Consider the following 25,748-nt stretch of genomic DNA (forward strand, 5'->3'; position numbering starts at 1 on the left):
GTTAATTATCAATCAATTACACCAAAAAAAAGCGTCAACCTCACTATTGGCATAAAAAAAGCATAGTCATAATTAGTATTATTTTTAACCCGGTTTTAGTAATAGTAGGATAATGAGATGTTGATCATAAATGGCACTGCTGAATTAATGCAAGATAATCAAGAGTTCACCAAAGGGACTCGACATGAATTTAATATGTTCTCAAGAGAAATGCCTTTTGAACAACAAGTTACACAAATAGAAGCATATTTAGTAAAACGTGGCTGGGATAATATTGAAGTATTAAGTAATGGTGTCATCGAAGATGCAAAAGAGATTACTCACAACATTTTACAACAAGCTTTTGAAAAAGCTAAAAAAGAAGGCTTTGCGGTCACTGTTAATAATCAACCGTTAACTTAGTTAATATAAGCTGCCACATATCTAAGCTAAGACTAAGTTATCACTAAGACTATTGTTTCAATTCTAGAAGTTTTCTATACTTAATTTATAGCTAACGCGGAGGTGTCTATGACACATGCATCACTTAAAAAATACCACCAAACAAATAAAAGCACTGCCCAGCAGGCTTCTCCTTATCAGTTAGTAGCGATGTTATTTCAAAAACTATTAGGAAATATCGCGACCGCTAAAGGAGCTATTTCACAAAATAATTTCGATAAAAAAGGCACCGAGCTATCTAATGCTATTGCTATTATTGGTGTTTTAGAAGGCTCTCTCGACTTTAAACAAGGCGGTGAAGTTTCAGAAAATTTAGCATCACTTTATAAGTTTTGTTCAGAGCAGCTATTAGTTGCCAGTACTAACAATGACCCAGACAAGCTAGAGGAAGTTATCCAAATTCTATTACCAATAAAAGCAGGTTGGGATTCAATCCCCTTAGAAAATCAAAATCAGGTGAGCTTTTAGTGTCTAATGATACCAAAAAATCACTTGAAGAAATAAATGAGGTATCGCGGCAGTTACTGTCGCGTATGCTTGCTATTCATAGAGACTCGAAAACGCAGCCTCAAGTACTTGATTTAGATATTTCCGAAGAACAATCAGCTAATAAAGAAAATAAAAAATCAGCTGAGTTAACGGAATTAACTCAAAAGCGACAAATATTAATAACGAAGTTATTTAAAGAAAGTACAGCTGAAAACCTGAATACTGAATCCGATCTTTTACAGAAGATGATAGCGCTTGATAGCGAATTAACCGCTAACGCTAAATTATCTAAACAAGCAATAACCGCACAAGTGATTAAAATAAAAAAAAGTAAAAAAGTGACTAAATCCTACCAAAAATATTAACTCATATGCCTTTTAGCCAAGCACTATTTACTTAATTGAGTAAAAAAACAGTTCAAAGCCTATAATCCAAACGCAACAATTATACCTGTACCAATCAGGTATAGTATCACTGTACTTAATAACTATTCTATTCATTACGACGCTATTTGTTACTCTGTTATTCAACGCCCCTCCCCCCAAAACCTCTCAATAGTTTAAATTATGAACAATCACTTCTATACTTAACGTTATATCGATTATTTCAGTTATTGAACACTTAACTGATGACTTAGAGACGACGCTGGAGAGTGTTATGTCAATTGCCAATCCACTAACCGCAAGTAGTGATATATCACGAAGTTTTGCTTCAAGAATTCAAGCTCCTGAGAAAGAGAACCCTTTAAAGCCAGATTTAGGAGTGTTTTCAGCTGATGTTGTTGAAATTTCAAGGCTGGGTATTGAAAAGCAGCAAAAGGAAACACAAGTTGAAGCATCAAGAGAGATTGAAGATATTGCCAGTGAAGTGATAAGGATCAGCTCAACTATAGGTAGGGCACGTTCTGTGGGTAATTTAACAAATAATCAAGCAACTAACCTTTATAATAAAATAGCGTCTTTGCTATAAATAACATTTCAGTATTTATTAATTACTGATTGGAAATTATTGCTTACTGTACTCGTAGAAACTTATTTATCTTTTCGAACCACACCTGGCATGTTATCTAATTGAGCCATTATATAACTACTGGTAGAGTTTAACTGGGCCACAAGTAAATCCATGGCATTGTACTGAGCAAATAATCGCGCTTCTAATGAGTCCATCCTGCGAGCAAAAGCTATATTATCATCATCTAATCGGTCTAATTGCGTTGTTCTACTGTCAATTCTATTTTGAATAATACCATCTGTGTCGGTATAAAAACTGGTCAATTCTTTAAATGACGCGGCAAAGCCATTTGTTGAATCAGTGCCAACAAAAAACTGTTCTATACCATTAACATCATCGTTAATAAACTCATTCAAATTTTCTGTATCTAAGCTTAAAACACCATAACGGTCACTTGTTACACCTAGCTCAGATAGAGATAAAGTATTAGCATTACCTGTATCAAAGCCTTTACTTAGCTCTTGACGTAATTTTCCCATCACGCCCCGAAGCAAAGAATCACCGGCTAGAGGCCCACTACCGCCCTCTCCTGCCGCACCTAACTGCTTACTTAATTTTTGTAATTGATTATAGCTTTCTACAAATCCCTCTAAGCCTGATTGAATATTAGCGTTATTCTCACTAAAACTAATTTGGCTAATATCATCATCAACGTCATGCAATTTTTTAGCAGTTATATCAACACCATCAATAACATCTGTGAACTCATTAGTGCTGCTAGTAACGACAAGCGTGCCATCGATAGTAATCTGTGCATCAAGCGCTTCAGTAACCTCAGCTAAATTTGTAATATGATTGATAGGAAGTGGATCTGAAACATCATAAGCAAGGCGTGACAATCCTAAATTATCAGTATTATTACCATCACTAACATCCGTAACTGTAGTGGTAATAGTGTTAGCAACACCCGTTTCCTTACTGGTCATAATAAGATGTTGACCCGCATCATCCGTCACTATAGTGGCGATAACAGAATCATTATCAACACTGTCATTAATTGCATCTCGAATATCACTTAAGGTATCGGTAGCCGACACAGTAATATCAAAATCACCTGCCGCTACCGCAATATTTAAAGTTCCTTCACCAACAGCTTCCGTTTCACCAATAGCGCCCGACATTAATTTATGAGATTGTGCTAAGGCATCAACTTTTACCGAATAATTACCTACTTGCGCATCTTTACTAGCACTAAGGTTAACAAAACTATCAGCACCACTGGCTCTTCTTTGCTGGTAATTATCAGCATCAGATAAACTTTCTATAGAATCGGTAACACTTTCTAAAGCAGACTTTAATGCGCCGATAGCAGAAATATCAGTGGTGATTTTTGACTGTTGCTTATTAAAACGAGAAACATAAGGGGCGGTTTCTGCACCAACAATAGCATTAACTATTTCGCTAACTTGCAACCCTGAGCCTATCCCAGTAAACGTTAAATCAGGCATAAGACCCCCTTTTCATTTAAAAAACAATCAGTTTTCTATAGTGTAGGTAATACCTACACTATAGAAAACAACTTACATCACTATACTTTGGCGTCAACAAAACCGCCAACCATATCAGACAACTTAGCGACTAAAGTTAATACTTCTTCTGATGGATATTGCTTAACCAAATCACCACTGCTTTTATCAATAACCTTAATCACATCACGACCTGAATCTTTATCAACAGTAAATTCTAGACCACGATTCATTTCTCCAACAAAATCCTGCAGTTGTTGTGCCACTTTTTCAAGTTGCTCTGCCGTTAAGGGTTGCTTGTCATCTGCTTTATCAACGGCTTTATCGACAGCGATTTTCGGAGTAACATTTTCACCTTCCGCTATGTTATTATCAATTGCTTTTGCTAATGACACATTACTTTCTGAGTTTTGTGTTTTTGCGTACTCAGAAGTTAAGTTAGAAGAGCTAAGATCAATACTACTTTGTATTACACTCATTATAGACTCCTTATTTTATAACTACACTTTTTTGACTATTGGCTGAGAACTTAAGCTGAACGAAAACACAAAAAGGAAGAGGTATTTGGGCCCCTTCCTTTTCAATACTTTAGGCCGAACTTAGCTAATTTAGCTTTAGCTCTTAATGAGATTAACCAATTAAGCTTAATGCAGCTTGTGGCAATTGGTTAGCCTGGGCTAAAATTGACGTACCTGCTTGTTGCAATATTTGGTTTTTAGTCATTTGTGCAGTTTCTACAGCAAAGTCAGTGTCTTGAATACGGCTACGTGACGCTGATACATTTTCTGAGATATTAGCCAAGTTACTAATAGTATGCCCAAATCGGTTTTGCAATGCACCCAAATCTGCACGACTGTCATCAATACTTGCTAACGCCGCATCAATAACATCAATAGCACTTTGAGAGCCCGCTTGCGTTGATAAATCAACATTTGCAATGCTATCTAGGGACGAGCTAGCACCCGCGACTGCAAAAACATCTGTACTAGTAGCCCCTGAAAAGCTAAATGAATCACTACTTGTTAACTTAATTTCACCAACAGCAATATAATTAGCTACAGCCTCACCAGTAGTTACTGGCGTAGTTCCTTCCTGACCTGTGATATTCATAGTAGCAACAGCTACAGTGCCTACAATTTCACCAAACGCTAAATCAATATCTTTATCTGCACTTAAAGTAAGTGATGAAGGGTCATTCTCATTAATAGTGGCAGTTACACCTGTTGTCGCTGACTCTTCATTTATAGCACTAACTAGTTTACTTAAATCTGTATTACTAAAACTAGTAACATCTATAGCTGTACCTTCAATGGTTAAGCGGACACCATTACCTGCTGTACCTGCACTAAAACTGTCCAAAGTTACTGAATTTTGCACTTCAGCCTTAACTGCCACACCACTTGAAGAGGTTGCTACATTGATCTCTTGTGCAATAGTAGCCGAGTCTGCATGCTGGGCGAAATCGATATCTCCAGCTTGCGTAGAATTACCACCACCAGAAATAACCATAAGAGCGTCGGCCACAATCGTATTAGCGCCAATAGCTCCAGTTATAACGGCACCTGCTTTACCTCCAGCAGTATCATATGTCTCACTACCAATGGCTTCAGCAGATATGTTGCCCATACTCATTGTAATAGTTTCATTTGCATTAGCGCCAACTTGGAATTCTTTACCGCTAAATGTTCCATCTAACAATTTTTGACCACCAAAGGAAGTCGTTTCTGAAATACGTGTTAACTCTGCCTGTAGTGCGCCAACTTCTTTCTGTAAAGCATCACGGTCTGAAGAAGAGTTTGAACCGTTAGCTGATTGCAATGCTAACTCTCGCATACGTTGTAAAATATCGGTAGAGGCTTGCATTGCACCCTCTCCAGTTTGTGCAATTGAGATACCATCATTGGCATTACGTTGCGCCACACCTAAACCATTAATTTGCGATGTTAAACGGTTTGAGATCTGTAGGCCCGCCGCATCGTCTTTTGCGCTGTTAATACGCATACCTGATGATAAACGTTGCATTGATGTTGCTAAGTCGCCACCTGATTTAGACAAGTTACGTTGAGCATTTAGTGATGATACGTTAGTAATTACTGAAATAGCCATGTTAAAACTCCTGCTTACAAAAATGTAATGCGTTAAATTAGTTTATTAAATTGGAACTTTCAGTAATGCTGCCAGTCCCCGTTCTAATCACCTTAACGGCAGGTGGAAAATTAACTTTAGGTTTTTTATTGAAATACTTAATAAATTTTTTAGATGGGGCTTGAATAGGTAATATTACTTAGGCAGAGCCTGTCAAACACGCCTTCATGAAAGGATTACAGGAGATTGTCCGACTGAAGTTCTCCCTACAATAATATAAAACATGATTAACTACACCGAACGTAGGGGCTAATTTATTCGCCTGAAAATACACAGCATAAACGGTTGGTGTTATTTTGACGCTGTTAATTAGGCGACTGAAGTCGCCTCAACAAGAGTATAAACATTATTAACTACACCGAACGTAGGGGCTAATTTATTCGCCTGAATATAGATGTATCAAAATATAGAGGTGATTGGATCGGGTACGTGATTAGGCGACTGAAGTCGCCTCTACGTCCCTCCCCTCTACGAAATCAACTCAAATCACTCATCACCATGCAAATACACTGAATCCCAAAATGGATAATCACCTACGTTCGCAACTAACCTAGCCCTTAATGGATTAGCAACAATATAACGTGATACCGCTAATAAACTTTCTTCCGTTCTAATAGCGTGATCATAAAAACCTCGTTGCCATGAAAATCCCATTCCCTCATCATGCTGATTTATAACTCTAGCGCTTCGCCCTTTTAACGTTTGAATAACTTTAGACAAGCTATTTTCTGACGTTAATTGAAATAACCAATGTAAATGGTCAGGCATAATCACCCAGGTAATAGATTCAATTTCATGTTGGTCAGTTAAGTTTTTCATTTCATTGATTAACAGGCGAGCACATTGGAAGTCATTGAAGAGTGGTTGACGATTTTGAGTGCATGTTGTGACGTGGTACACATGATGTTTGAGGGAGGTTCGTCCTTTGATAAGGTTGTTGCGTGACATAATCAAAATCCTTTTGATGTAGTGTTATTTTATTGTAGTCAAATAATTGTTGTTTTAATAATAGGCGACTAAAGTCGCCTCTACGGTCTCTTCAACCCTACAGTGCTTTCCGGCGATATTTAACCTTGCTGCCACCATCGCATGTAGGGGCGAATTTATTCGCCCAACGATAGATGCAACATAATGCAGAGGTGGTTGGTGCGGGGGGGTTAGGTTAAGCGACTGAAGTCGCCCCTACAGTCGCCTCTACAATCTGCAAAGCGTCAAACATACAAGTTTAAAAACAAAAAACCGAACTTACATTCGGTTTTTAATATTAACCACAATAATATGGTTAACGATATTACTAACGGTTAAAACTAACCACCAATCAAGCTAATCGCTGCTTGTGGTATTTGATTAGCTTGCGCTAGAATTGATGTACCTGCTTGTTGCAATATTTGGTTCTTCGTCATCACTGCCGTTTCTACCGCAAAATCGGTATCTTGAATTCGACTACGTGACGCCGACACATTTTCTTGGATGTTTGCTAAGTTACTAATAGTATGACCAAAACGGTTCTGAATAGCACCTAAACTAGCACGACTATCATCAATAGTTGCTAACGCCGCATCAATAACGTCAATAGCGCTTTGAGAGCCGTCTTGCGTTGATAAATCAACATTCGCAATGCTATCTAGGGACGAGCTAGCACCCGCGACTGCAAAAACATCTGTACTAGTAGCCCCTGAAAAGCTAAATGAATCACTACTTGTTAACTTAATTTCACCAACAGCAATATAATTAGCTACAGCCTCACCAGTAGTTACTGGCGTAGTTCCTTCCTGACCTGTGATATTCATAGTAGCAACAGCTACAGTGCCTACAATTTCACCAAACGCTAAATCAATATCTTTATCTGCACTTAAAGTAAGTGATGAAGGGTCATTCTCATTAATAGTGGCAGTTACACCTGTTGTCGCTGACTCTTCATTTATAGCACTAACTAGTTTACTTAAATCTGTATTACTAAAACTAGTAACATCTATAGCTGTACCTTCAATGGTTAAGCGGACACCATTACCTGCTGTACCTGCACTAAAACTGTCCAAAGTTACTGAATTTTGCACTTCAGCCTTAACTGCCACACCACTTGAAGAGGTTGCTACATTGATCTCTTGTGCAATAGTAGCCGAGTCTGCATGCTGGGCGAAATCGATATCTCCAGCTTGCGTAGAATTACCACCACCAGAAATAACCATAAGAGCGTCGGCCACAATCGTATTAGCGCCAATAGCTCCAGTTATTACTGAACCTGCTTTACCTCCAGCAGTATCATATATCTCACTACCCATTGAATCGGCAGCAATATTATTCATTGTCATATCAATGGTTTCGTTGGCATTTGCACCCACTTGGAAAGCCTTCGAACCAAAGGTACCATCTAGTAGTTTTTGACCACCAAACGATGTTGTCTCGGCAATACGCGTTAACTCCTCCTGCAATGCTGCCACTTCTTTCTGCAAAGCGCTACGGTCTTCAGCAGAGTTTGAGCCGTTAGCAGATTGCAGAGCTAACTCTCGCATACGTTGGAGAATGTCGGTAGAGGCTTGCATTGCCCCCTCAGCTGTTTGCGCCATTGAAATACCATCGTTGGCATTTCGTTGCGCTACTGCTAAACCATTTATTTGCGAGGTTAAGCGGTTAGATATTTGTAAACCTGCAGCATCGTCTTTGGCGCTGTTGATTCGCATACCTGATGACAAACGTTGCATTGATGTAGCAAGCCCTTCACCTGATTTTGTTAAATTACGTTGTGCATTTAGTGATGAAACGTTAGTGACTACTGATAAAGCCATGATAAAACTCCTAATGTGCTAACTGGTGTTAACGTCTGTTTATGTGTTGATGTAGCGTTGTCCATAAACCGGACGTTAACGCTTGGTTATTAGAAGCTTGGTAAGCAAGCCTCTGCTCTTTTACTAATAAAAAACGGTCGGGGTATTTAATTTCTAGTTAAAGTTTACCGACATCATTTTGTTGTTTTTTGTTATTACTTACTATTCAAAGCATAAATAATGCCACTTTAAAAAAGTGCACGTATTTGGTTATATATAATTTAATAAGCTTAAACCTTGCACCTTACTAAATGTCTGCTGTGACGCTTGCAAGGCCATTTTTGATTGCTCAAATTCTGAAATGGCTTTGGCAAAATCTAAATCTTCAATATTTGATTTTCCTGAAGTTAGACTTAACTCTGAATCAAGGTGCCTACTCTCCTGACTTTCAAGTACTTGTAAGCGAATACCAGCATCGACTCGTCTTGAGGTTATGTGAGACGTGGAAGAGTTGAGTTGATCAAGTAAAGTGTTGTAATCTACTTGGTGTTGCTCTGTATTGGTTGAAACAGAACCTTTTTCCAACCAAGTAAGCGCATCATTAATAGTATCAAATATACTAATATTGGCCTGTTCATTAAGAGTAAAGCTCTCACCCGGCAATGGATTGCCGCTTAAAGTAACGTCAATGCCGTCAAAGGAAATAGTTTCTCCTGCCACATAAGGAGCAGGAAATGCTGGCGGTAATGGGAAAACAGTAGCGTTAGTACTGTCTGTAACCGTTAAATCATTAGTAATTGGGTCCGTAGTAAAAGTATGAGGACCTGCACTTGTATTGTATGCATTTCTGTCGGTTACATTGGCACTTTCAACTGCAACACCAGAGGTGTTAGCATTAAGGATAGTGGCTGTCGGGGGATAATTGACACTAAAGTCCCCAATAGTATTATCTACTTTCATAAAAGCAGCATCGCCAGATTGACTGGTGGGTATTTTTATATTTTTAGCTATTTGTAACTCTCTAACGCCTGTATCGCCGCTATAAGAAACAGTACCGTCAACTTGTTGACTAAAAGGCTGCTGTTCGGTTTGAAAGCCCGAAAAAATATAATCACCATTTTCATTTTGACTATTAGCCATATCAATTAAGTGTTCAAGGTTATTTCTAGTCTGTTTAGCTATTGCTTGTAAGTCTTCAGATGTCATCGCACCGTTATTTGCTTGTATCATGTGTTCTTTAATATTATTTAAAATATTTTCTGCATTAGCAAAAACAACTTCTTGCAAGTTATTATGACTTTCAGCTTGGGTAATATTACGCTTATATTTTTCGATATTAGCTAAACCATCTTTATAGCCCGCCAACGTGCCAAAAGATACGGCATCATCTTTAGCGGTTAATACCCTTTTACCACTAGATAGGTAAGCCATTTGCTCATTCACTTCAGAGCTTTTTTGACTCATTTGTTGAGCACTTTGTAAATAAAACTGAGAGGTAGATACGCGCATAAAAAGCTCCTTATCTCACTGCGGCTAAAATGGTGTCAAAAAGTGTATTGGCGGTAGATATAATTTGAGAAGCCGCCTGATAAGCTTGTTGATACTTCAAAAGATTTGCCGCTTCTTCATCTAGATTGACCCCTGATGTAGATTGATTTCGGTTATAGGCTTGAGTAAACAATGCTTGCGCTGTATCTGCAGTTAAATTGGCATTACTTGCTTTTGAACCCACCACGGAGGTAGAAACCGCTAAGCTTTTACTAAAGGTTTCTTTGCCGCCGTTGGTTACACCAATCTCTTGAGTTTTTGCCATGGCAACAGCATGATTACCGTTACCAACACCAAAGGCATCTCCTAAGGTAAAGGTTTCACGAGCATTAGTACCAGAGCCAACTAAATCGCCACTAATTTCAATTTGAAAATCAGGCGTACCTGCAGGAATATCAATCACAGCACTTGCCCCTGAGGCATAAGAGCCTGCCGCTATAGTTGGTGCTGGTGGTGGTGTAGTGGTGTTATAAACACGATAGCTAAATATACCAGAGGCACTTTCATAGACATCAACGGTGACATCATAACCTCGTGCTGCTGCGGGATCGGTAACACTGGTTATTTCTATTTTTCCATTACTAACATTATTCGCGGATGGAGTCACCGCAACGGCAGTACTTGCTGCAATAGCATTACCATCGGTTAATGTTGCCTTCATCAGTGCTGCACTGTTTTTTGTGGGCACAATGCTAAAGGTATCACCCGCTTGAAGTGAGGCTCCATTTGTCTCAACAAATGAAAAACCATAATCAGGTGATGTAGGTGTATGAGTGGTGGTGCCAGAAGGTAATGTTGGTGGACCTAAGTTCTCACTTGCACCTGACGTTAAGTTATGCAGTGTAAAATCTGTACCATCAAAACGTACTTCAAACTCATCAGTTGGTAACTTAGACACATCTGTTATAGTAACTTGTGTTTGTATAGTGGCTGAATTAGATGAATGCGCTAATACTCGGCCTTGCTGTAATTGCGTGGTGTTAATATCAGTAAATATATTGCTACCTTGTAAGCCATTCAAATCTAAGCCACTGGCTTGGCTATCGTTTAGCGTAGAGGATATTGCCATCGCCAACCGATCAATTTCAGTACGGGTTTGGCTTAAATGCTTATCTCTAAATTCAAAACTTGCCGCTAACGAACCACCTAGCTTTGTACCGTTTATCGCAACGCTACTGCTACCACTGACTAACCTTAACTCTGTTTGTGTTGTATCTGGATCACCCGAACTAACTTGTAATGTTAGCGGGGTTATGCCGGCAACTAACGTAGTGCCTTGCCCAATCATTACCGTTAACACACCATTACTATCTTCTACTGTAGAAACACGGGTAAACTTACTTAGCTCACCAATTAGTTGGTCGCGCTTATCAAGTAAATCATTTGGCTGCCCTGTTTGTAGCGTGCCATTTGATTGCATAATAGTTTCATTGATTTTGGCCAATTCTTTTGATATTTCAGATATTTTACTGACGACTTGTTCTATTTCACCATTGACCGCTTTGGTCATATTGTCAAAGTTACTGGTTAACTCATTAAAGTCATTACTGAGAATATTCGCTTGGTTAAGCACTATGCTACGTAAGCCTGAATCATTGGGATTATCAGCAACCCCATGTAGTGCTTGGTAAAAATTATCTAATGAACCGACAACGGCATTACCCGCAGTAGCCATCACTTGGTCAAGCTGCGTTAAACTGGCATGCAGAAAGTCAGCATTACCTAAATTACTTTGATTAAGTAGCTGCTCTTTGTGGGAGAATTGGTCGTACAAGCGCGTAATATCTTGAATATAGGTGCCCGCACCTATGTAGTTATTACCATTATTAAGACCCACAGAGGCATTTTGTTCTGCGCGTTGACGGGTATAACCGTCAGTATTAACGTTAGCAATGTTATGACCTGTTGTTGCCAGCTGCTGCTGAGCGGCTAATAAGCCACTCACACCGGTTTGGTACAAACTTACTGTCATAATATTGTCTCCTATAACAAGGTGGGCTGAGATAAGCGCAAGCGTAAATACAGCGATATGACCTGTTATAAATAATGTTTTTTGAAAGGTTGCAGCAAGAGCAGCTATAAATGAATTTATACTTGTCTTGTGGGGTACCCTTCCCTAATTTATTTGTTTTATTTATTTGGCTAGCAGGTTAGTAACTGTTTTCAATGTGCCAAGAATTTTATCGGCATATTGAGGATCGGTTGCATAACCTGCTTTTTGTAAACCTTGCAGGAAGTGTTCCACATTGCCTGAGTCTTGCAATGCTTCTTGGTAGCGTTCGCTAGTTGATAGGAAGTTTATGTAGTCATCGACACTGTCGCTCAGTGATTGATAGGTTCTAAAAGGTTCCGATTTTTTAATCATAGCGCCCTGTTCAAACTCTAAAGTATCTTTAGTTATTTTATCGCCAGCCCAGCGAGAATCGGCTTTAATGTTAAAGAGGTTATTTGAACTTGCCCCCTCTTTATCTTTAATCATTTTTTGTCCCCAACCGGTTTCAAGTGCCGCTTGGGCAATAACCACTTGAAAAGGAACACCTAAGGTTTTTTGAACTTTTTGGGCGGGTTCAATTAAAGCGGTGACAAAATCTTTAGGTTCATTAAAGTTGTGATTTGATAAAGGTGCTGAATTATTGACGCTTTGTGATTGGTTATTAACTTTATTTGTTCTTTTGTCCACGTCACGGATAACAAATTGACTTGCGGCATTGCTCACTTGATTACTGGTAATATTTTGAGCTTGATAACTGCCTGCAAAAGGAATATCAATATCTGGCTTAATTTTACTTTTATCCGCCAGCATTTTTTCTATTAAGGAGTTATGTTGATTGTCTTTCTTGGCTTTACTTACTTTATCATCGCTAGCATTAACACTCTCTGTTACCGTCAAATTTCCATCATTACGCAACACTGAGCTTGGTTTAAAGTTGCCGCTATCACCGCCAAGTTGCCTAACAATTAAATCAGTTAACCCGAGAGAGCCATTAGAAGATAGCTCGACGGCCATTTGTTGGTCATGCATATCACGATAGAATTTGGTTGATTGCGAGTTAAATGGGCTGTCTGATTCAAGAACTTCTTGTGCTTTACGCATACTCGACAGTAACATTTTCATAAAGATAGCTTCAAACTGCTGAGCTGCTTCTTGTAAAGCTTCCTTTTTAGCCTCGCCATCTCCTGCACGTGATTGCTGACGAATATCATTTAAACCATTAAGATCAAGGGCATTACGCGCTTGATCAAAATTTTGTTTTTGGCTTGAATTGATATCCATAATTTCACTTACCTAAAAATAGAATGATTTATACCAATTGAAATAATGAATACATCATCTTCAAATGGTCTAAACACCCAATTTCTGCGTTGCGCTCAATCCCAATAGCTAGCTATTGCTCAATCACGCGCCTTGAACTTGAATATTTATCCTCATTGAATTTTGATCAATTCTTTAATTCATTTGGTATTACTGTTTATTAAAAACCTAACGTTGTCTTTGTTGTTCTTTTACTATTTATTTTCTGTAGCGTGGTCAATATTTACTTATTTAACTATTAACTGTTTAGCTTTAAGCTATATGGTTCAAGTTAAAGGAAATAGCACGGAGCTGGCGTTAGTCAGTGAGTACTTTTGACGCCTTAATTGATTCATACAACGGCAAGATAAATAGTTAAAATTAGATGATGACCAATTCGCCTCGTATCGCACCCGCTTGATCTAATGCCTCTAAAATAGCCATCACATCACCCGGGCCTGCGCCCACTTCATTAATTGCTCTAACGAGAGTTTCTAGCGTAACACCTGGTTTGAAAACAAACATACGGGCATCTGTATTACTAACATTGACCGCTGATTGATTGGTTACTACCGTTTCACCTTCAGCAAATGCATTAGGCTGCGAGACATCTTGAACTTCGTTAATGGTAACGGTAATACCACCATGGGTAATGGCTGCGGCAAGTAATGTTACTTCTGAGCCGATGACAATAGTACCCGTACGTGAATTAACAATAATCTTAGCTGAGGGAGATGCGGGTTCAAACTCAAGGTTCTCAAGTACGGATAAAAAACTGACTCGGTCGCTGATATCACGCGGAGCGTTAACTCGTACAGAAGTTGCATCAATTGCTTTGGCTGAGCCTGCAATAAGTTCATTAATGGTATCTGATAAAAGTTTCGCGGTAGTAAAATCAGACTGATGCAAATTAAAGGTAATATGATCACCGGTGGAAAAAGGTGATTTGACTTCTCGTTCAACAATACCACCATTAGCGATACGACCAACCGTTGGAATATTAACTAACACTTGAGAGCCATCTAAGCCTTGTGCACCTAAGCCACTAACGATTAAAGAACCTTGCGCTACGGCATAAGCATTACCATCAATACCCATTAAAATAGTTTGTATTAAAGTGCCTCCCCGTAAACTTTGAGCACTCCCCATACTAGAAACGGTAACATCAATAGTTTGACCTGGTTTAGTAAAGGCGCCTAATTCTGCATGAACAGCTACTGCGGCAACGTTCTTTATTTTAGGCTTTAAATTATCCGGCATGGTGATACCGAAGTTACTTAACATAGTTTTAAAGCTTTGCTCGGTAAATGGGCTTTGCTCACCAGTACCCGGTAACCCGACGACTAAACCATAACCCACTAATTGGTTTGAGCGTACACCCGCAACATCAGCTAAATCTTTAATTCGCTGAGCATTCACTGACAATGAAGCGAGTAAAGAGAAAAAGATAAATGTATTTATTATAGCTTTCATATTTTAGTACCTTAAAACAATATTCTAAAAAAACCTTAAAACAAGACCTTAACCTAAAGCCTTAAACAACATAGGAAGAAATATATCTAAATAGTACATCCACTAAAATGGCCACCAAGTGCTATTGAAAAACTTAACCAACCAACCTTGTTCATTGGCATCAGCAAAGCTACCGGTACCTGCATATTGAATGCGGGCGTTAGCAACTTTGTTAGATAAAATAGTGTTATTGGAATTAATATCTTTTGAACGAATAACACCTGTTAAACGAATATATTCATCACCATTGTTTAACGTTAACCATTTTTCACCACGGATCATTAAATTACCATTGGGTAATACTCTCAGAACGTGCACTGAAATATTACCGCTTAAGCTATTACCTTGATCCGCTTTAGCATCACCTTTAAAGTTTGAATCTTGGCTGATACCAAACTGTAATGACTCGCCTCCAATGGTTACAGGAACGCCACCTAAACCGGTTACAGCATCCAAATTAGTTGCATTTTCTTTTTTCAATTCAGTTTTAGCATTTTTCTTCGCTTGAGTTTTTTCACTCAAGATAACAGAGATAATATCGCCTACACGATGCGCTTTAGAATCTGAATAAATGTTATTAACATAATGCGGCTTAAACAATGAACCCGATGGCACAATTCGCTCTTCTTCTTCTTCAGGCATTATCGGCGCAAAATCGGGATCATTGGGTAGTGCTTTACTTAACTCTACGGTATTACTACATGCCGTAGTAACAGCGATGAGTAAACTAATGGTAAGTAACTTAACGATACGAAGCTTAGCTATGCTTAACTTAAGTCGATTTAACCTATATATACTTTTCATCTCTGCCTCCATTTATTCTTTAAACTTTTATATAAATTTTTACTGAAATAATAATTATTTACTAAAGCTGCTGGTTGATATAACTCAACATTTCATCAACAGCTGAAATCACTTTCGAATTCATTTCATAAACACGCTGACTTTCAATTAAGTTCACCAATTCCTCAGTGGTATTTACGTTTGAGGTTTCAAGCGCGCCTTGTACCAACATACCGTAACCTTCAAGGCCAGGAACCCCTTCTTGTGGCGCTCCACTTACCGCAGTTTCTGTGTATAGGTTTTGTCCTATTGGTTGAAGGCCTGTCGGGTTAACAAAGTTGATTAGGTTGATTTGACCAACAACCGCAGGATCAGCTTGACCTTGAAGTGTCACTGACACCTCACCATCTTGAGAAACTATAATGCTTAATGCATCTTGCGGAATAGTGACTTGCGGCTGAATCATATAACCAGCGCCCGGAGTAACCATGTTGCCCTCATCATCCATGGTAAATTGACCATTGCGACTATAAGCAGAACTACCATCAGGCATCTGTATTTCAAAAAAACCTTCACCTTGAATCATTAAGTCAAGCGCGTTGTCTGTGGTAATCATGTCACCTTGGGTATGAATTTTTTGTGTCGCGACAACTTTGGTACCAGCGCCTAACATTAATCCTGAAGGAGCTTCAGTATCTTGCGCGGTTCTGCCACCTGGCTGATTAATATTTTGATAAAGTAAATCTTCAAATACCGCTCGGCTTTTCTTAAAGCCAATAGTACTGGCGTTTGCCAGGTTGTTAGAAATTACCGCAATATCTTTATTTTGCGCATCTAAGCCGGTTTTACTTATCCATAATGCTGGGTTCATACATCACCTCTGATTGTGTAGTAACGACTAACTAAATTAAGTTGAGTTAATCTAATCATTACTGATAGTTTGCTATGCTTAGAAAGCACGTAATAGGGAAGCTGCGCTTGTATCAATTTCTTCCGCAGTCTTCATCATTTTTAATTGCATTTCAAACTGACGCTGTAAGGCAATCATTTCTGTCATTTCACTAATGGGGTTTACATTACTCGATTCGAGTGATCCGCCAAGAACATTGACATTAATATCGGCAAGTAATTGCCCACCATTTTTGGCGCGAAAAAGACCATCGTTGCCTTTTTCAACAAGACGGGTATCAGGGTTGACCATTTTGATACGGCCGACTTCTTCTTGCACGCTACTAGGTGCTCCTTCTGGCTGTACCATGATGGTGCCATCACGACCAATTTGAATGTTATTAACCGGTAGTGGCAAAATAATGGGGCCATCTTCACCAATAACTAATTCACCATCATTGGTTTCTAACGCGCCGGTTTCGGTTAAGCGAAAGTGACCGCCGCGGGTATAAGCTTCTTGGCCATCTTCAGCTTGAACAGCAAAGAATCCCTCACCTTCAATCGCCATATCTAATGAACGACCGGTAGTGAGAATAGATCCTGAGTCAAAATTTTGGCTAGCACGTTCTGTCATTGAAAAAACACGTGAAGATTGCCCCTCACCAAATGCTTGCATACTTCGCGCTTGCGCTAAATCAGCTTTAAAGCCTGTTGTTTTAGCATTCGCCAAGTTGTTGGCATTAATTGATAAGGCTTGCATGTTTTGTTTAGCGCCACTCATGGCGATATAAAGCAACTTATCCATAATGTATTTCCAAAAAATAAAAGGTTATACAGAGTAAATGCAAATAGAGTGCCATTTATAATAAAAACGTTGCTTTACGTGGGGATTGGAACAAATTACTTAGGTAGGATTTAGTGACAAAAAAAACTGCTAGCAAAGTAAAATATACTTAGTACTAACAGCTTTTATGATTGAAGTAACAACAACTTTAGTTTGCTATCGAATCATTTATAAATTATCTAATTTGCAAGATGGTTTGGTTTAGTTGGTTATCAACTTCTAATGCTCTCGAGTTAGCCTGAAAGTTTCGCTGCGCGGAAATCAAATCAATTAACTCTGTGGTCAAGTTAACATTAGATTGCTCTAATGCTGAAGAGTTAATGGTACCAAAAGTGCCTGAGCCACCTTCACCTGCAAGTGCTTCACCAGAAACAATACTCTCCTTCCAGTTGGTACTGCCGACTTGTGATAACCCCTGTTCGTTAGCAAAATTTACCATGGCAATACGTGCTAGGGGCTGTGAAGTGCCATTACTATAAGTTGCGCGTACTAAGCCATCAACTCCAATATCAATACCCGTTAATCGCCCTACCGCTAAACCATCTTGATTTAAAGCCGTTACTTCAAAGTTTGACGCAAACTGGGTTGGTTCATTCGGGTTAGGTGCTGTTGGATCTAGATTAAAATCAATTTGTACTGATTGTGTATTATCTGCACCATTGGGTAAATGATTGGTAAAGGGTACTGTAACTATACCGCCATTTGCTAATGGGGGAAGCTGAGAAATAAAGTCACCTGAAGCGTTAAAAACTAAACGTGCCCCAATAACACCGCCTGTTGCTTGTAATGGGCCGGAAACACTACCGCCAACACGTCCATCAGCTACAGCAGTACCGTTAGGATCTTCTAAATCGATAACTTTACCGTCTACTGCTGCAAACAACATCCACTCATTAGGGTTAGTGGTAGGATCATCTTTGACAAAAAAGTAAGTCATTACATGACTGTCGCCTAATGAGTCAAAAATGGTTACTGAAGTAGAGTTATTAAAGGTAAGTGGATCATTGGGATCAAAATTACCGGGTGCTCCAGCGTTATAACTATCCCCTGCGGGTAAGTTCATTCGCACATCTACTGAACTTGTTTTTGTTGGTGCGCCAGATGCTGTTGGTATACGAATAGGCTCGGCGGTACTTAAACTAACCGAAGCGGATGAGCCATCAGGGTTAACCGGAAAGCCCAACAGATGGCCACCTTGTGAATTAACAACAAAGTTGTCGGCATTCAGTTTAAATTGACCTGCGCGTGTATAGGAAGTTTCTAACGAGTCGAGCTCGGGTACCGTGGCAAAAAAGCCATTACCGGTAATGGCTAAATCAAGCGCGTTATTGGTAAATTGAATACTACCTTGAGAAAATTGCTGAGCAACATCGGCAGTTAATACACCATCGCCTACTTTAGTTTTACCCGATGCCAGTAAAGATGCAGCATAAACATCAACAAATTCAGCTCGAGACTCTTTAAAACCAACCGTATTGACGTTGGCAATATTATTTGATGATACATCTAAATCTTTTTGTGCCGCGTTTAAACCGCTTAATGCAATATTAAATGACATATTTTAATCCTCTTAAAAATTCGTTACTTTGCTTAACACCTGTTCTGCATAATATTTATGTTAGCTCTGTCAGGTACAGCCAATAATTTCTACTTACTTACTTTTACTAAAATACTTAAGTATCGCCTTCAGATACTTCAACTACATCAGCTAGTGCCATAGAACTGCCACCGTTAAGGTTAAGCACTATATTGCCACCTGAACCAGCTAAGGTAACACTGTCTACTTTCCGATAAGTCTGGGCTTCTATTTCTGATGCTTCCCCCTCGACTAAACCAACAATGCGGAAGCGATATGCACCTTCTGCAGCGGGTTCGCCCTTAGCTGTTTGTCCGTCCCAGGTAAAAGTAAATCCTCCGGCAGCAACACTTCCTACAGGAACAGTTTGAATCACTTCACCGGCAATATTTTCAACATAGATATTGACGTTACTAGCCGCTTTGTCTGAGACTAACTTGCCTTTAACCGCTTCACCTTCTGACATACCAAATACATTGTCTTCAACGAGAACACTTCGTCCAACCAAAGAAGATGCTTGTAATGCTTGGCTAGAAGTCATTGAAGTTGCAAAGTTGTTGAATTGATCATTTAGCTTTTGAACGCCATCAGTAGTGGAGAAGGCTGTCATTTGCGAGATCATTTCATTATTATCAACCGGCTTAGTTGGGTCTTGATTCGACAGTTCTTTAGTCAGTAGCGCAAAAAAGTCAGCTTGTGTGAGCATACCTTTATCTTGCTCAGCAACTTTGTACTCTTCTTTTTGCCAACGAATACCCTCTAAGGGATTAGTGCCTTTAACTGTTTCCATTATCAACTCCTACATTACGCAATAAGCTAAACGACATATTAATGTTGCCCATTATCTTTGTCCTAACTGTAAGGTTTTATTCAACATATTTTTAGCTGACTCAGCTAACTGAACATTCGTTTGATACGAACGCGATGCAGAAATCATGTTGGTCATTTCCTCAATAACATTGACATTAGGCTTATAGATATAGCCATCTTTATCTGCCATTGGGTGACTAGGTGCATATTCCACATTCAATGGTTTATCACTTTCAACAATACCTAAGACACTAACTCCAACCCCACTGCCATCATTTGAACCCTGCCCTGCGGCAGCTTCTTGCATAGCAGCGGCAAAAACAGGATGCCTAGCACGGTAAGTTTGATCGGCACTGCTACTAACACTATCAGCATTGGCAATATTACTCGCGGTAGTATTTAGGCGCACTGATTGTGCGCTCATACCACTACCGGTAATATCAAATACGTTAAAAAGACTCATAATTATTGACCTCCGCTGATAACTTTCTTCATGGCTTTAATTTTTCCATCAAGAAACTGAATACTTGCTTGATATTCCATTGAGTTTTTTAGGAACAAGTTTCGTTCAACTTGTACGTCAACCGTATTACCATCACCTGTATCAGGTTGATTTGGCACACGAAAATCTACGGAATTATTTAACTGGGTTCGTACATCAAAGTGTTTATCATTAGTACGCGACATACCCATTTGCTGCTTAGATGCTGCTTGTGCGAATGCTTGCTTAAAGTCTAGTCCTTTAGCTTTGTAACCCGGCGTATCTGCATTGGCAATATTACTGGCAATAACTTCTGAACGTTGAGAACGGATAAGCATGCCCTGCGTATGCAGTTGAAAGCCTTTATCAAAACCTATAGCCATAATAGCCTCACAATGATTTACGTTTAGCTAAAAGGTATACAATATTTATGCCAGTTAATTACATAAGAAAGGAAAAAGGGTGAGATGGCAATCGGGGGATAATAAATAAAATAGCTAACAGCAAGTAAAAGTAGCTGTTAGCTTAGGAGGGATTAAATTATTTTTTCTGATAAACAATACCGGGGTTACAGCGTAACATATTAAAATCTTGGTTTATGCCTGATAAGGATTCTGAAGCGCCTAAAAATAAATAGCCATCATTATTTAATACGCCATGAATTTGACTAATTATTTGCGTTTTTATCTCTGGAGAGAAATAAATTAAAACATTACGACAAAAAACAATATCGAAGCGCCCCATTAAACTATAGCTATTAAGTAAATTTAGCGGTCTAAAGCTGACCATTTGCTTTACTTGGTCTTTTATCTTCAACATACCATTGTCACCCGCTTCAAAAAACCGCTGCTTACGCTCCGCAGATAAGCCTCGAGCAAGCGCTAGATTGTCATAATGTCCATATTTACAATGTTCTAGCATAGTCGTGGATATATCAGTGCCGATAACTTGCACACCACGTGGAAAGGCACCCGGATTTTTTTGTTGGTATTCTAATACTGACATAGCGATAGAATATGGTTCTTGACCTGAAGAACTTGCCGCAGACCAAATTTTTACTGGCGTTTTACGATTAGCAAAATCAGGTAGCAACTTACTTTGAAGTAACTTGAAAGGGTAGTCATCACGAAACCATAACGTTTCATTTGTGGTCATGGCATCTATTACAGCGGCACGCATTTGCCGCTCAACCGGAGCAAGCGTACGATTAACTAATTCACTCAAGGAACTTAGTTCAAATTTAGCCATCAAGGGAGCTAATCGGCTTTTAACTAAATACTGCTTTTTATCACCCAGTACTATGCCACATTGCTGCTCTAGGAATATTCTAAATTGATTGTAACTTTTTTCATCAAGTTCTCTTGCTGACACTATAACTTCCTATTTATTTAAAATTATTTAACCCTCCTTTAAAATGGAGGTCGCCATTAATTCACTATAATGGCTATTCAAATAGAGGAAGAATTAATCTTCTATTTTTAACCATTTCTTCACAGCTGTTGCGAGCTCATCAGGATGAAATTTAGGTATAAAATCTTCGGCACCAACTTTTTCAACCATTGCATTATTAAAAACGCCACTTAACGATGTGTGTAAAATGATAGGCATTTTTGACATGCGAGGATTTCCTTTCACTTCAGCAGTTAGGGTATAGCCATCCATTTCGGGCATTTCGATATCAGAGATCATTAATGCGACTTTTTCAGTGATACTATTTTCACAAGTCGCTTCAATGGCCAATAATTGCTCTAAGGCATCTCGACCATTTTTAGCTAAAACCATATTAATGCCTAATGGCTCTAGTGCTCTTCTTACTTGATTTCTTGCTACGGTGGAATCATCTGCAATCATGACAAGCTTATCCCCTAGGCTTTCACCGACAGAGACATCAATGATATCTTCACTTAATTCCGTTGAGACAGGACTAATTTCATTTAAAATTTTCTCAACATCTAATATTGATACCATCTGACCGTCTATTTCAGTCACCGCGGTTAAGTAGCTAGATTTACCAGCACCTTCAGGCGGTGGCATAACATCAGCCCAACTTAGCGTTACTATTCGTTCAACACCAGCAACAAGAAAGCCTTGCACACTTCGGTTATATTCAGCAATGATAATATAACTCTCTGCTGTTTGCTCAATTGCCGGCCCGCCTGTAGATTTACTTAAATCAATAACCGAGATGGTTTGCCCACGAATATGTGCAACCCCTTTTATAAAGGCATCTTGTTTAGGTAGTATCGTTAAACGCGGACATGGCATGACTTCACGAACTTTAAAAACATTAATGCCAAATCGTTGTGTACCATTAAGTTTGAAAAGTAACAATTCCAACCTATTTTCACCAACAAGTTGTGTACGCTGGTTTACTGAATCGAGTATGCCTGCCATATGAACCTCATGTAAGACCGTACCATTTATTATGTTTAACCTAATAAACACATAAGGCACAATTCTTGAATTGTATTTAAGATATCGAGTTGATAATCACACTAAGCGTCTGAAAATTGACGCATGATTTAACCTCATTTCACATTGCTGACTTAGGTTAAGCATAGACGACTATTTGCATTTACTTAAAGATAGATAACAAAATATATGCGCCTAACCAAACTTTTTTTTACTTTTTTATTCTTATTGTTCATTAAGCAAACAATTGCTAATGCAACTGAGCTAGATAGTGCTTTTATAGAACATTTTGCAAAGGCTTATTTAACAGAGCAGTTTCCTTCAACCGAAGAAGAAAATGTACGAATTTCTGTTGCACATTTAGACCCTAGAATTAGTATTAATCCCTGTAAAATTCCGCTTACTGCAAATATACCTGAAAAAAGTAGTACGAGAAATGTAAATATAAAAATTAGTTGTGATGAATCAATATCATGGAAAATATATTTATCGGCAAAAATTGAAATAACTAAAGCAGTTTTAATTGCAAAAAGTACAATTAGTAAAGGGGAAAAACTTGACGACAGTAATATTGAGTTAGCTTATATCCCAATCAACAGGATTCGAGGTGATAAGTTAACGGATATAAATATTGTTTTTGGTGCTAAAGCTGAAAAACGAATTGCAAAAGGTAGAACCATCAGTAAAAGCAGTATCTGCTTAATATGCAAAGGAGATTTCGTAACCATCATCGCATCATCAAGTACTTTTAGTATCAAAGCTCGAGGAGTCGCTTTAAGTTCAGGTAATATTAATGAACAAATTAGAGTAAAAAACTCACGTTCTAATAAAATAATTACCCCTCGAGTCAAAACTATTAACCAAGTAGTAATTAATCTATAATGAAAATATACATAAACGAAGTTAACAAAGAACTTGAGAGTTAACCTCCGCAAGATTTTATTTATATTTTAATCTATTTTTAGCTAAAGTTTCTACCGTAATGGTCGATAACAAGATACTAGAACTTTTTGAAATATCATTTCATTGCTAAAGGATGAAATTATGGCTATAAATATCAACAACTTGAATGCAAGCAATCAAGTTAAACACACTCAACAAAATCAAATAAAGCAGCAGTCTGCCCAAACGGCATCGAGTAATGCTCAGGTAAAAAGCTCAGGACAAGATTCTGTGTCGATTACTCCACAAGCAAAGCAGCTTAATGAATTACAGAAAAAAGCAGCAGATGCACCGGTTATTAACCAAAAGAAAATTGATGAACTGAAAAAAGCTATTAGCGCTGGTGAGTATAAAGTTAATCCAGAAAAATTAGCGGCCAACATTGCTAACTTTGAATTCAAGCTTGTTTAACGATAGACTGTAAAGTAAATCATTTACAGTCAAATCAAAGGTAAACCTTCATGTTATCAAGCTCAAAAAACCAGGGATTAACTCCCACCGAATTGGTAGCAAAACAACATCAGCAATTAACTTTGCTAGCGCGGATTATTGCTGACGAAAAGCAAATATTGCAGCAGCACGACCCTCAAGCGCTGCTTACGATCAGTCAAGAAAAAAACACCTTACTTTTAGCTATTCAACAGCTTGATCAAGAAATTGGTCAAAATCAAGGTTTCGCTCAAGAGAAAGCAGCTGGAAAACTCACCCAAGAACTTGCAGAAATAGCTGATTTATTAATTAATTGCCAGCAAAAAAACCTAGTAAATGGCCAAATCATTCAGCAATCTCAACTTGCTGTAGAACGTATGAAAACGAGCCTACTAGAAAACCATAATAAGAACGCAATTACTTATGATAAGAAGGGTAAAAAAAGCGCTGGACTCTCTAGCTTAGGGCTAAAAGCCTAGCGACTTTGACAATTGTAAAGCACAAAAAAGGCGTTCATCATTATGATAAACGCCTTTTTTGATATCGACTGTAAATAAATACTCGCTAGTTATGAGCTACACTCCTTAAAAGTGTGTCACTTCTTTGATTTCTTTTCTATTCTGATTTGCTTGATAAATATTATAGACATCTTCAAAGTTTAACTGTAACTCAGTGGTATAAACATCTCCTACTGGATAGCTTTTTATCACCTTAGCACCGCGAATAACTCCTTGAACTGAAGCCATTAATTGCTGTTCTTCAATTAACAAATCAGCCATGGTTACTTTACCAGCAATTTGCTGACCATATACCTGCTCCGCAAGCTCGGCATAAGCGGCAATTTTTGACGCTTTAATGGCCATTAACATCCGCTGAGTCTCATGTGTTGATTTTTGCATACTGATGGGGGCAAACCCTGTAGCATAAAGCACAGGAAAAACGTCAGGTTTAACCGTTTGCCATTGTACGTGCTTATCGTAAATAAGGGAGCATGCGCTAGTAAAAATAAGCGTGCTCAAAATAAGAATAACCCGAGCCAATGATTTATTCATAGGTGCTCCTTTGATTGTAATCGCTAGTAAAACTAATAGAAAATCGACAACTTATTAATAAAATAGGGTGAGTAATAATTTCGTCTAATAAGACTAATTTTGAATAATTACAGCACGTTCATCCTTATGCAACATAGCATTATCACGAATAATCATACCGTCTTTCATCTTTACTTTTTCACTATGGCTCATCTCATCACCCAGAACCCAGGCCGGAATAAATGACTGCGCGGTAGCAACAACAACCTTTGACTGAATACCTATCATACGAGCATTCACTAAAATACCATCGTTTTGTTCAACCATAGTTCCAGAAACAACGTAGTCAATTATCTGACGTTCAGGTAATTCCTGCCAGTCACGACTAAAGACAAAGTCCCCTGCTTTGGTGACACGAATATGCCCTGTAGTTTTATAATCTATAACGACTAAACCATGACGCTGTAATTCATGAACAAAACTTTCAGCCAGTTGATTCCCTAGCCAATTAGTGCTTTCAAGATTCTTTAAATCGACAAAGGAAGCCACGGCAACAGGAGTTTTCGCATTGACAAAGCTACTACTCGCTAGCATTTGATAAGCTAAACCTTTTACCACGTCATTAATGGCATGACGCGGTAGTTCAAAGCTATCAATCTCACCTTTTTCAATATGAGTTGATTGATAAAAACCATCATTATTAGTTGCTCCACATGAGAGTAAAGCAGGTAAAATCAATGGTATAATCCATTTTTTCATGGTGTTCCCCTTCAAAACTAAGTACTAACAAGTATAACGGATAGTAATACTTTATTAATTTTCATACTCAGAACAATGCACATTCTAAGCCAACAATCATCACTGGATAATTCAATGATAAGAT

The 25,748-nt window shown here is 38.5% G+C and carries 27 protein-coding genes; 7 read left to right on the plus strand and 20 right to left on the minus strand.

Features of this window, described 5'->3' with window-relative positions; translation table 11 throughout:
• Nucleotides 1-117 precede the first annotated feature (117 nt).
• The 4 genes from CXF71_RS13465 (at nt 118) to CXF71_RS13480 (ending at nt 1,899) form a co-directional block, all read left to right on the plus strand.
• Nucleotides 118-402: a hypothetical protein gene (locus CXF71_RS13465; protein WP_101233472.1), complete on the plus strand. Its 285-nt coding sequence runs from the start codon at nt 118-120 to the stop codon at nt 400-402.
• A gap of 108 nt (nt 403-510) precedes the next feature.
• Nucleotides 511-909: a flagellar export chaperone FliS gene (fliS, locus tag CXF71_RS13470; RefSeq protein ID WP_101233473.1), complete on the plus strand. Its 399-nt coding sequence runs from the start codon at nt 511-513 to the stop codon at nt 907-909.
• Entirely contained in the window at nt 909-1,295 is a 387-nt protein-coding gene (locus tag CXF71_RS13475) for a hypothetical protein (protein WP_101233474.1), read from the plus strand. The genes fliS and CXF71_RS13475 overlap by 1 nt, the downstream gene beginning before the upstream one ends.
• 292 nt (nt 1,296-1,587) lie before the next feature.
• Entirely contained in the window at nt 1,588-1,899 is a 312-nt protein-coding gene (locus CXF71_RS13480; protein ID WP_101233475.1) for a hypothetical protein, read from the plus strand.
• A 62-nt stretch (nt 1,900-1,961) separates the two neighbouring features.
• On the opposite strand, the gene fliD is transcribed toward CXF71_RS13480, so the two are convergent.
• The 18 genes from fliD to CXF71_RS13570 form a co-directional block, all read right to left on the minus strand.
• Nucleotides 1,962-3,389 carry a flagellar filament capping protein FliD gene (gene fliD, locus CXF71_RS13485; RefSeq protein WP_101233476.1) on the minus strand — a complete coding sequence of 476 codons (1,428 nt, stop codon included), beginning with the start codon at nt 3,387-3,389 and terminating at the stop codon, nt 1,962-1,964.
• Between the two features lie 80 nt (nt 3,390-3,469).
• Nucleotides 3,470-3,886, minus strand: a complete 417-nt coding sequence (locus tag CXF71_RS13490) for a flagellar protein FlaG (protein ID WP_101233477.1) — start codon at nt 3,884-3,886, stop codon at nt 3,470-3,472.
• A 151-nt stretch (nt 3,887-4,037) separates the two neighbouring features.
• Nucleotides 4,038-5,513, minus strand: a complete 1,476-nt coding sequence (locus CXF71_RS13495; protein WP_101233478.1) for a flagellin — start codon at nt 5,511-5,513, stop codon at nt 4,038-4,040.
• 525 nt (nt 5,514-6,038) lie between these two features.
• On the minus strand, nt 6,039-6,500 hold the full coding sequence (locus tag CXF71_RS13500) for an REP-associated tyrosine transposase (protein WP_101233479.1): 462 nt from the start codon (nt 6,498-6,500) through the stop codon (nt 6,039-6,041).
• 359 nt (nt 6,501-6,859) lie between these two features.
• Nucleotides 6,860-8,338, minus strand: a complete 1,479-nt coding sequence (locus tag CXF71_RS13505) for a flagellin (protein ID WP_101233480.1) — start codon at nt 8,336-8,338, stop codon at nt 6,860-6,862.
• A gap of 249 nt (nt 8,339-8,587) precedes the next feature.
• A complete protein-coding gene (gene flgL, locus CXF71_RS13510) occupies nt 8,588-9,826 on the minus strand; it encodes a flagellar hook-associated protein FlgL (RefSeq protein ID WP_101233481.1) in 1,239 nt (412 codons plus the stop codon).
• 10 nt (nt 9,827-9,836) lie between these two features.
• Complete coding sequence (gene flgK, locus CXF71_RS13515) at nt 9,837-11,837, minus strand: flagellar hook-associated protein FlgK (protein WP_101233482.1); 2,001 nt, start codon at nt 11,835-11,837, stop codon at nt 9,837-9,839.
• A gap of 162 nt (nt 11,838-11,999) precedes the next feature.
• Nucleotides 12,000-13,139 carry a flagellar assembly peptidoglycan hydrolase FlgJ gene (gene flgJ / locus CXF71_RS13520; protein ID WP_101233483.1) on the minus strand — a complete coding sequence of 380 codons (1,140 nt, stop codon included), beginning with the start codon at nt 13,137-13,139 and terminating at the stop codon, nt 12,000-12,002.
• Nucleotides 13,140-13,538: 399 nt separating this feature from the next.
• The gene (locus CXF71_RS13525) at nt 13,539-14,630 is read right to left on the minus strand and encodes a flagellar basal body P-ring protein FlgI (protein WP_101233484.1); all 1,092 of its coding nucleotides are present in this window, start codon (nt 14,628-14,630) and stop codon (nt 13,539-13,541) included.
• 102 nt (nt 14,631-14,732) lie between these two features.
• A complete protein-coding gene (flgH, locus tag CXF71_RS13530; RefSeq protein ID WP_101233485.1) occupies nt 14,733-15,473 on the minus strand; it encodes a flagellar basal body L-ring protein FlgH in 741 nt (246 codons plus the stop codon).
• Between the two features lie 61 nt (nt 15,474-15,534).
• Complete coding sequence (gene flgG / locus CXF71_RS13535) at nt 15,535-16,323, minus strand: flagellar basal-body rod protein FlgG (protein ID WP_101233486.1); 789 nt, start codon at nt 16,321-16,323, stop codon at nt 15,535-15,537.
• 78 nt (nt 16,324-16,401) lie between these two features.
• On the minus strand, nt 16,402-17,145 hold the full coding sequence (gene flgF, locus CXF71_RS13540; RefSeq protein WP_101233487.1) for a flagellar basal-body rod protein FlgF: 744 nt from the start codon (nt 17,143-17,145) through the stop codon (nt 16,402-16,404).
• Nucleotides 17,146-17,359: 214 nt separating this feature from the next.
• Nucleotides 17,360-18,742 (minus strand): flagellar hook protein FlgE, encoded by a 1,383-nt coding sequence (gene flgE, locus CXF71_RS13545; RefSeq protein ID WP_101233488.1) that lies wholly within the window; start codon nt 18,740-18,742, stop codon nt 17,360-17,362.
• Nucleotides 18,743-18,857: 115 nt separating this feature from the next.
• A complete protein-coding gene (locus CXF71_RS13550) occupies nt 18,858-19,550 on the minus strand; it encodes a flagellar hook assembly protein FlgD (RefSeq protein ID WP_101233489.1) in 693 nt (230 codons plus the stop codon).
• A 51-nt stretch (nt 19,551-19,601) separates the two neighbouring features.
• Nucleotides 19,602-20,033, minus strand: a complete 432-nt coding sequence (gene flgC / locus CXF71_RS13555; RefSeq protein ID WP_101233490.1) for a flagellar basal body rod protein FlgC — start codon at nt 20,031-20,033, stop codon at nt 19,602-19,604.
• A gap of 2 nt (nt 20,034-20,035) precedes the next feature.
• Nucleotides 20,036-20,434: a flagellar basal body rod protein FlgB gene (gene flgB, locus CXF71_RS13560; RefSeq protein ID WP_101233491.1), complete on the minus strand. Its 399-nt coding sequence runs from the start codon at nt 20,432-20,434 to the stop codon at nt 20,036-20,038.
• Nucleotides 20,435-20,591: 157 nt separating this feature from the next.
• The gene (locus CXF71_RS13565) at nt 20,592-21,422 is read right to left on the minus strand and encodes a CheR family methyltransferase (RefSeq protein WP_101233492.1); all 831 of its coding nucleotides are present in this window, start codon (nt 21,420-21,422) and stop codon (nt 20,592-20,594) included.
• Between the two features lie 93 nt (nt 21,423-21,515).
• On the minus strand, nt 21,516-22,445 hold the full coding sequence (locus CXF71_RS13570) for a chemotaxis protein CheV (protein WP_101233493.1): 930 nt from the start codon (nt 22,443-22,445) through the stop codon (nt 21,516-21,518).
• Nucleotides 22,446-22,652: 207 nt separating this feature from the next.
• On the opposite strand from CXF71_RS13570, the gene flgA reads away from it, so the two are divergent.
• From flgA to flgN, 3 genes are all read left to right on the plus strand, one after another.
• Nucleotides 22,653-23,345, plus strand: coding sequence for a flagellar basal body P-ring formation chaperone FlgA (gene flgA, locus CXF71_RS13575; RefSeq protein ID WP_101233494.1), 693 nt, complete (start codon nt 22,653-22,655; stop codon nt 23,343-23,345).
• Between the two features lie 162 nt (nt 23,346-23,507).
• A complete protein-coding gene (gene flgM / locus CXF71_RS13580; RefSeq protein WP_101233495.1) occupies nt 23,508-23,816 on the plus strand; it encodes a flagellar biosynthesis anti-sigma factor FlgM in 309 nt (102 codons plus the stop codon).
• Between the two features lie 50 nt (nt 23,817-23,866).
• The gene (gene flgN, locus CXF71_RS13585) at nt 23,867-24,313 is read left to right on the plus strand and encodes a flagellar export chaperone FlgN (RefSeq protein ID WP_101233496.1); all 447 of its coding nucleotides are present in this window, start codon (nt 23,867-23,869) and stop codon (nt 24,311-24,313) included.
• Nucleotides 24,314-24,418: 105 nt separating this feature from the next.
• Here the strand turns inward: flgN and CXF71_RS13590 are convergent, their stop codons facing one another.
• Nucleotides 24,419-24,886: an LPP20 family lipoprotein gene (locus CXF71_RS13590; RefSeq protein ID WP_101233497.1), complete on the minus strand. Its 468-nt coding sequence runs from the start codon at nt 24,884-24,886 to the stop codon at nt 24,419-24,421.
• A 93-nt stretch (nt 24,887-24,979) separates the two neighbouring features.
• Entirely contained in the window at nt 24,980-25,624 is a 645-nt protein-coding gene (locus CXF71_RS13595; protein WP_101233498.1) for a FlgO family outer membrane protein, read from the minus strand.
• Between the last annotated feature and the right edge of the window lie 124 nt (nt 25,625-25,748).

Source organism: Colwellia sp. 12G3 (genome assembly GCF_002836775.1).
Lineage (GTDB): Bacteria > Pseudomonadota > Gammaproteobacteria > Enterobacterales > Alteromonadaceae > Colwellia.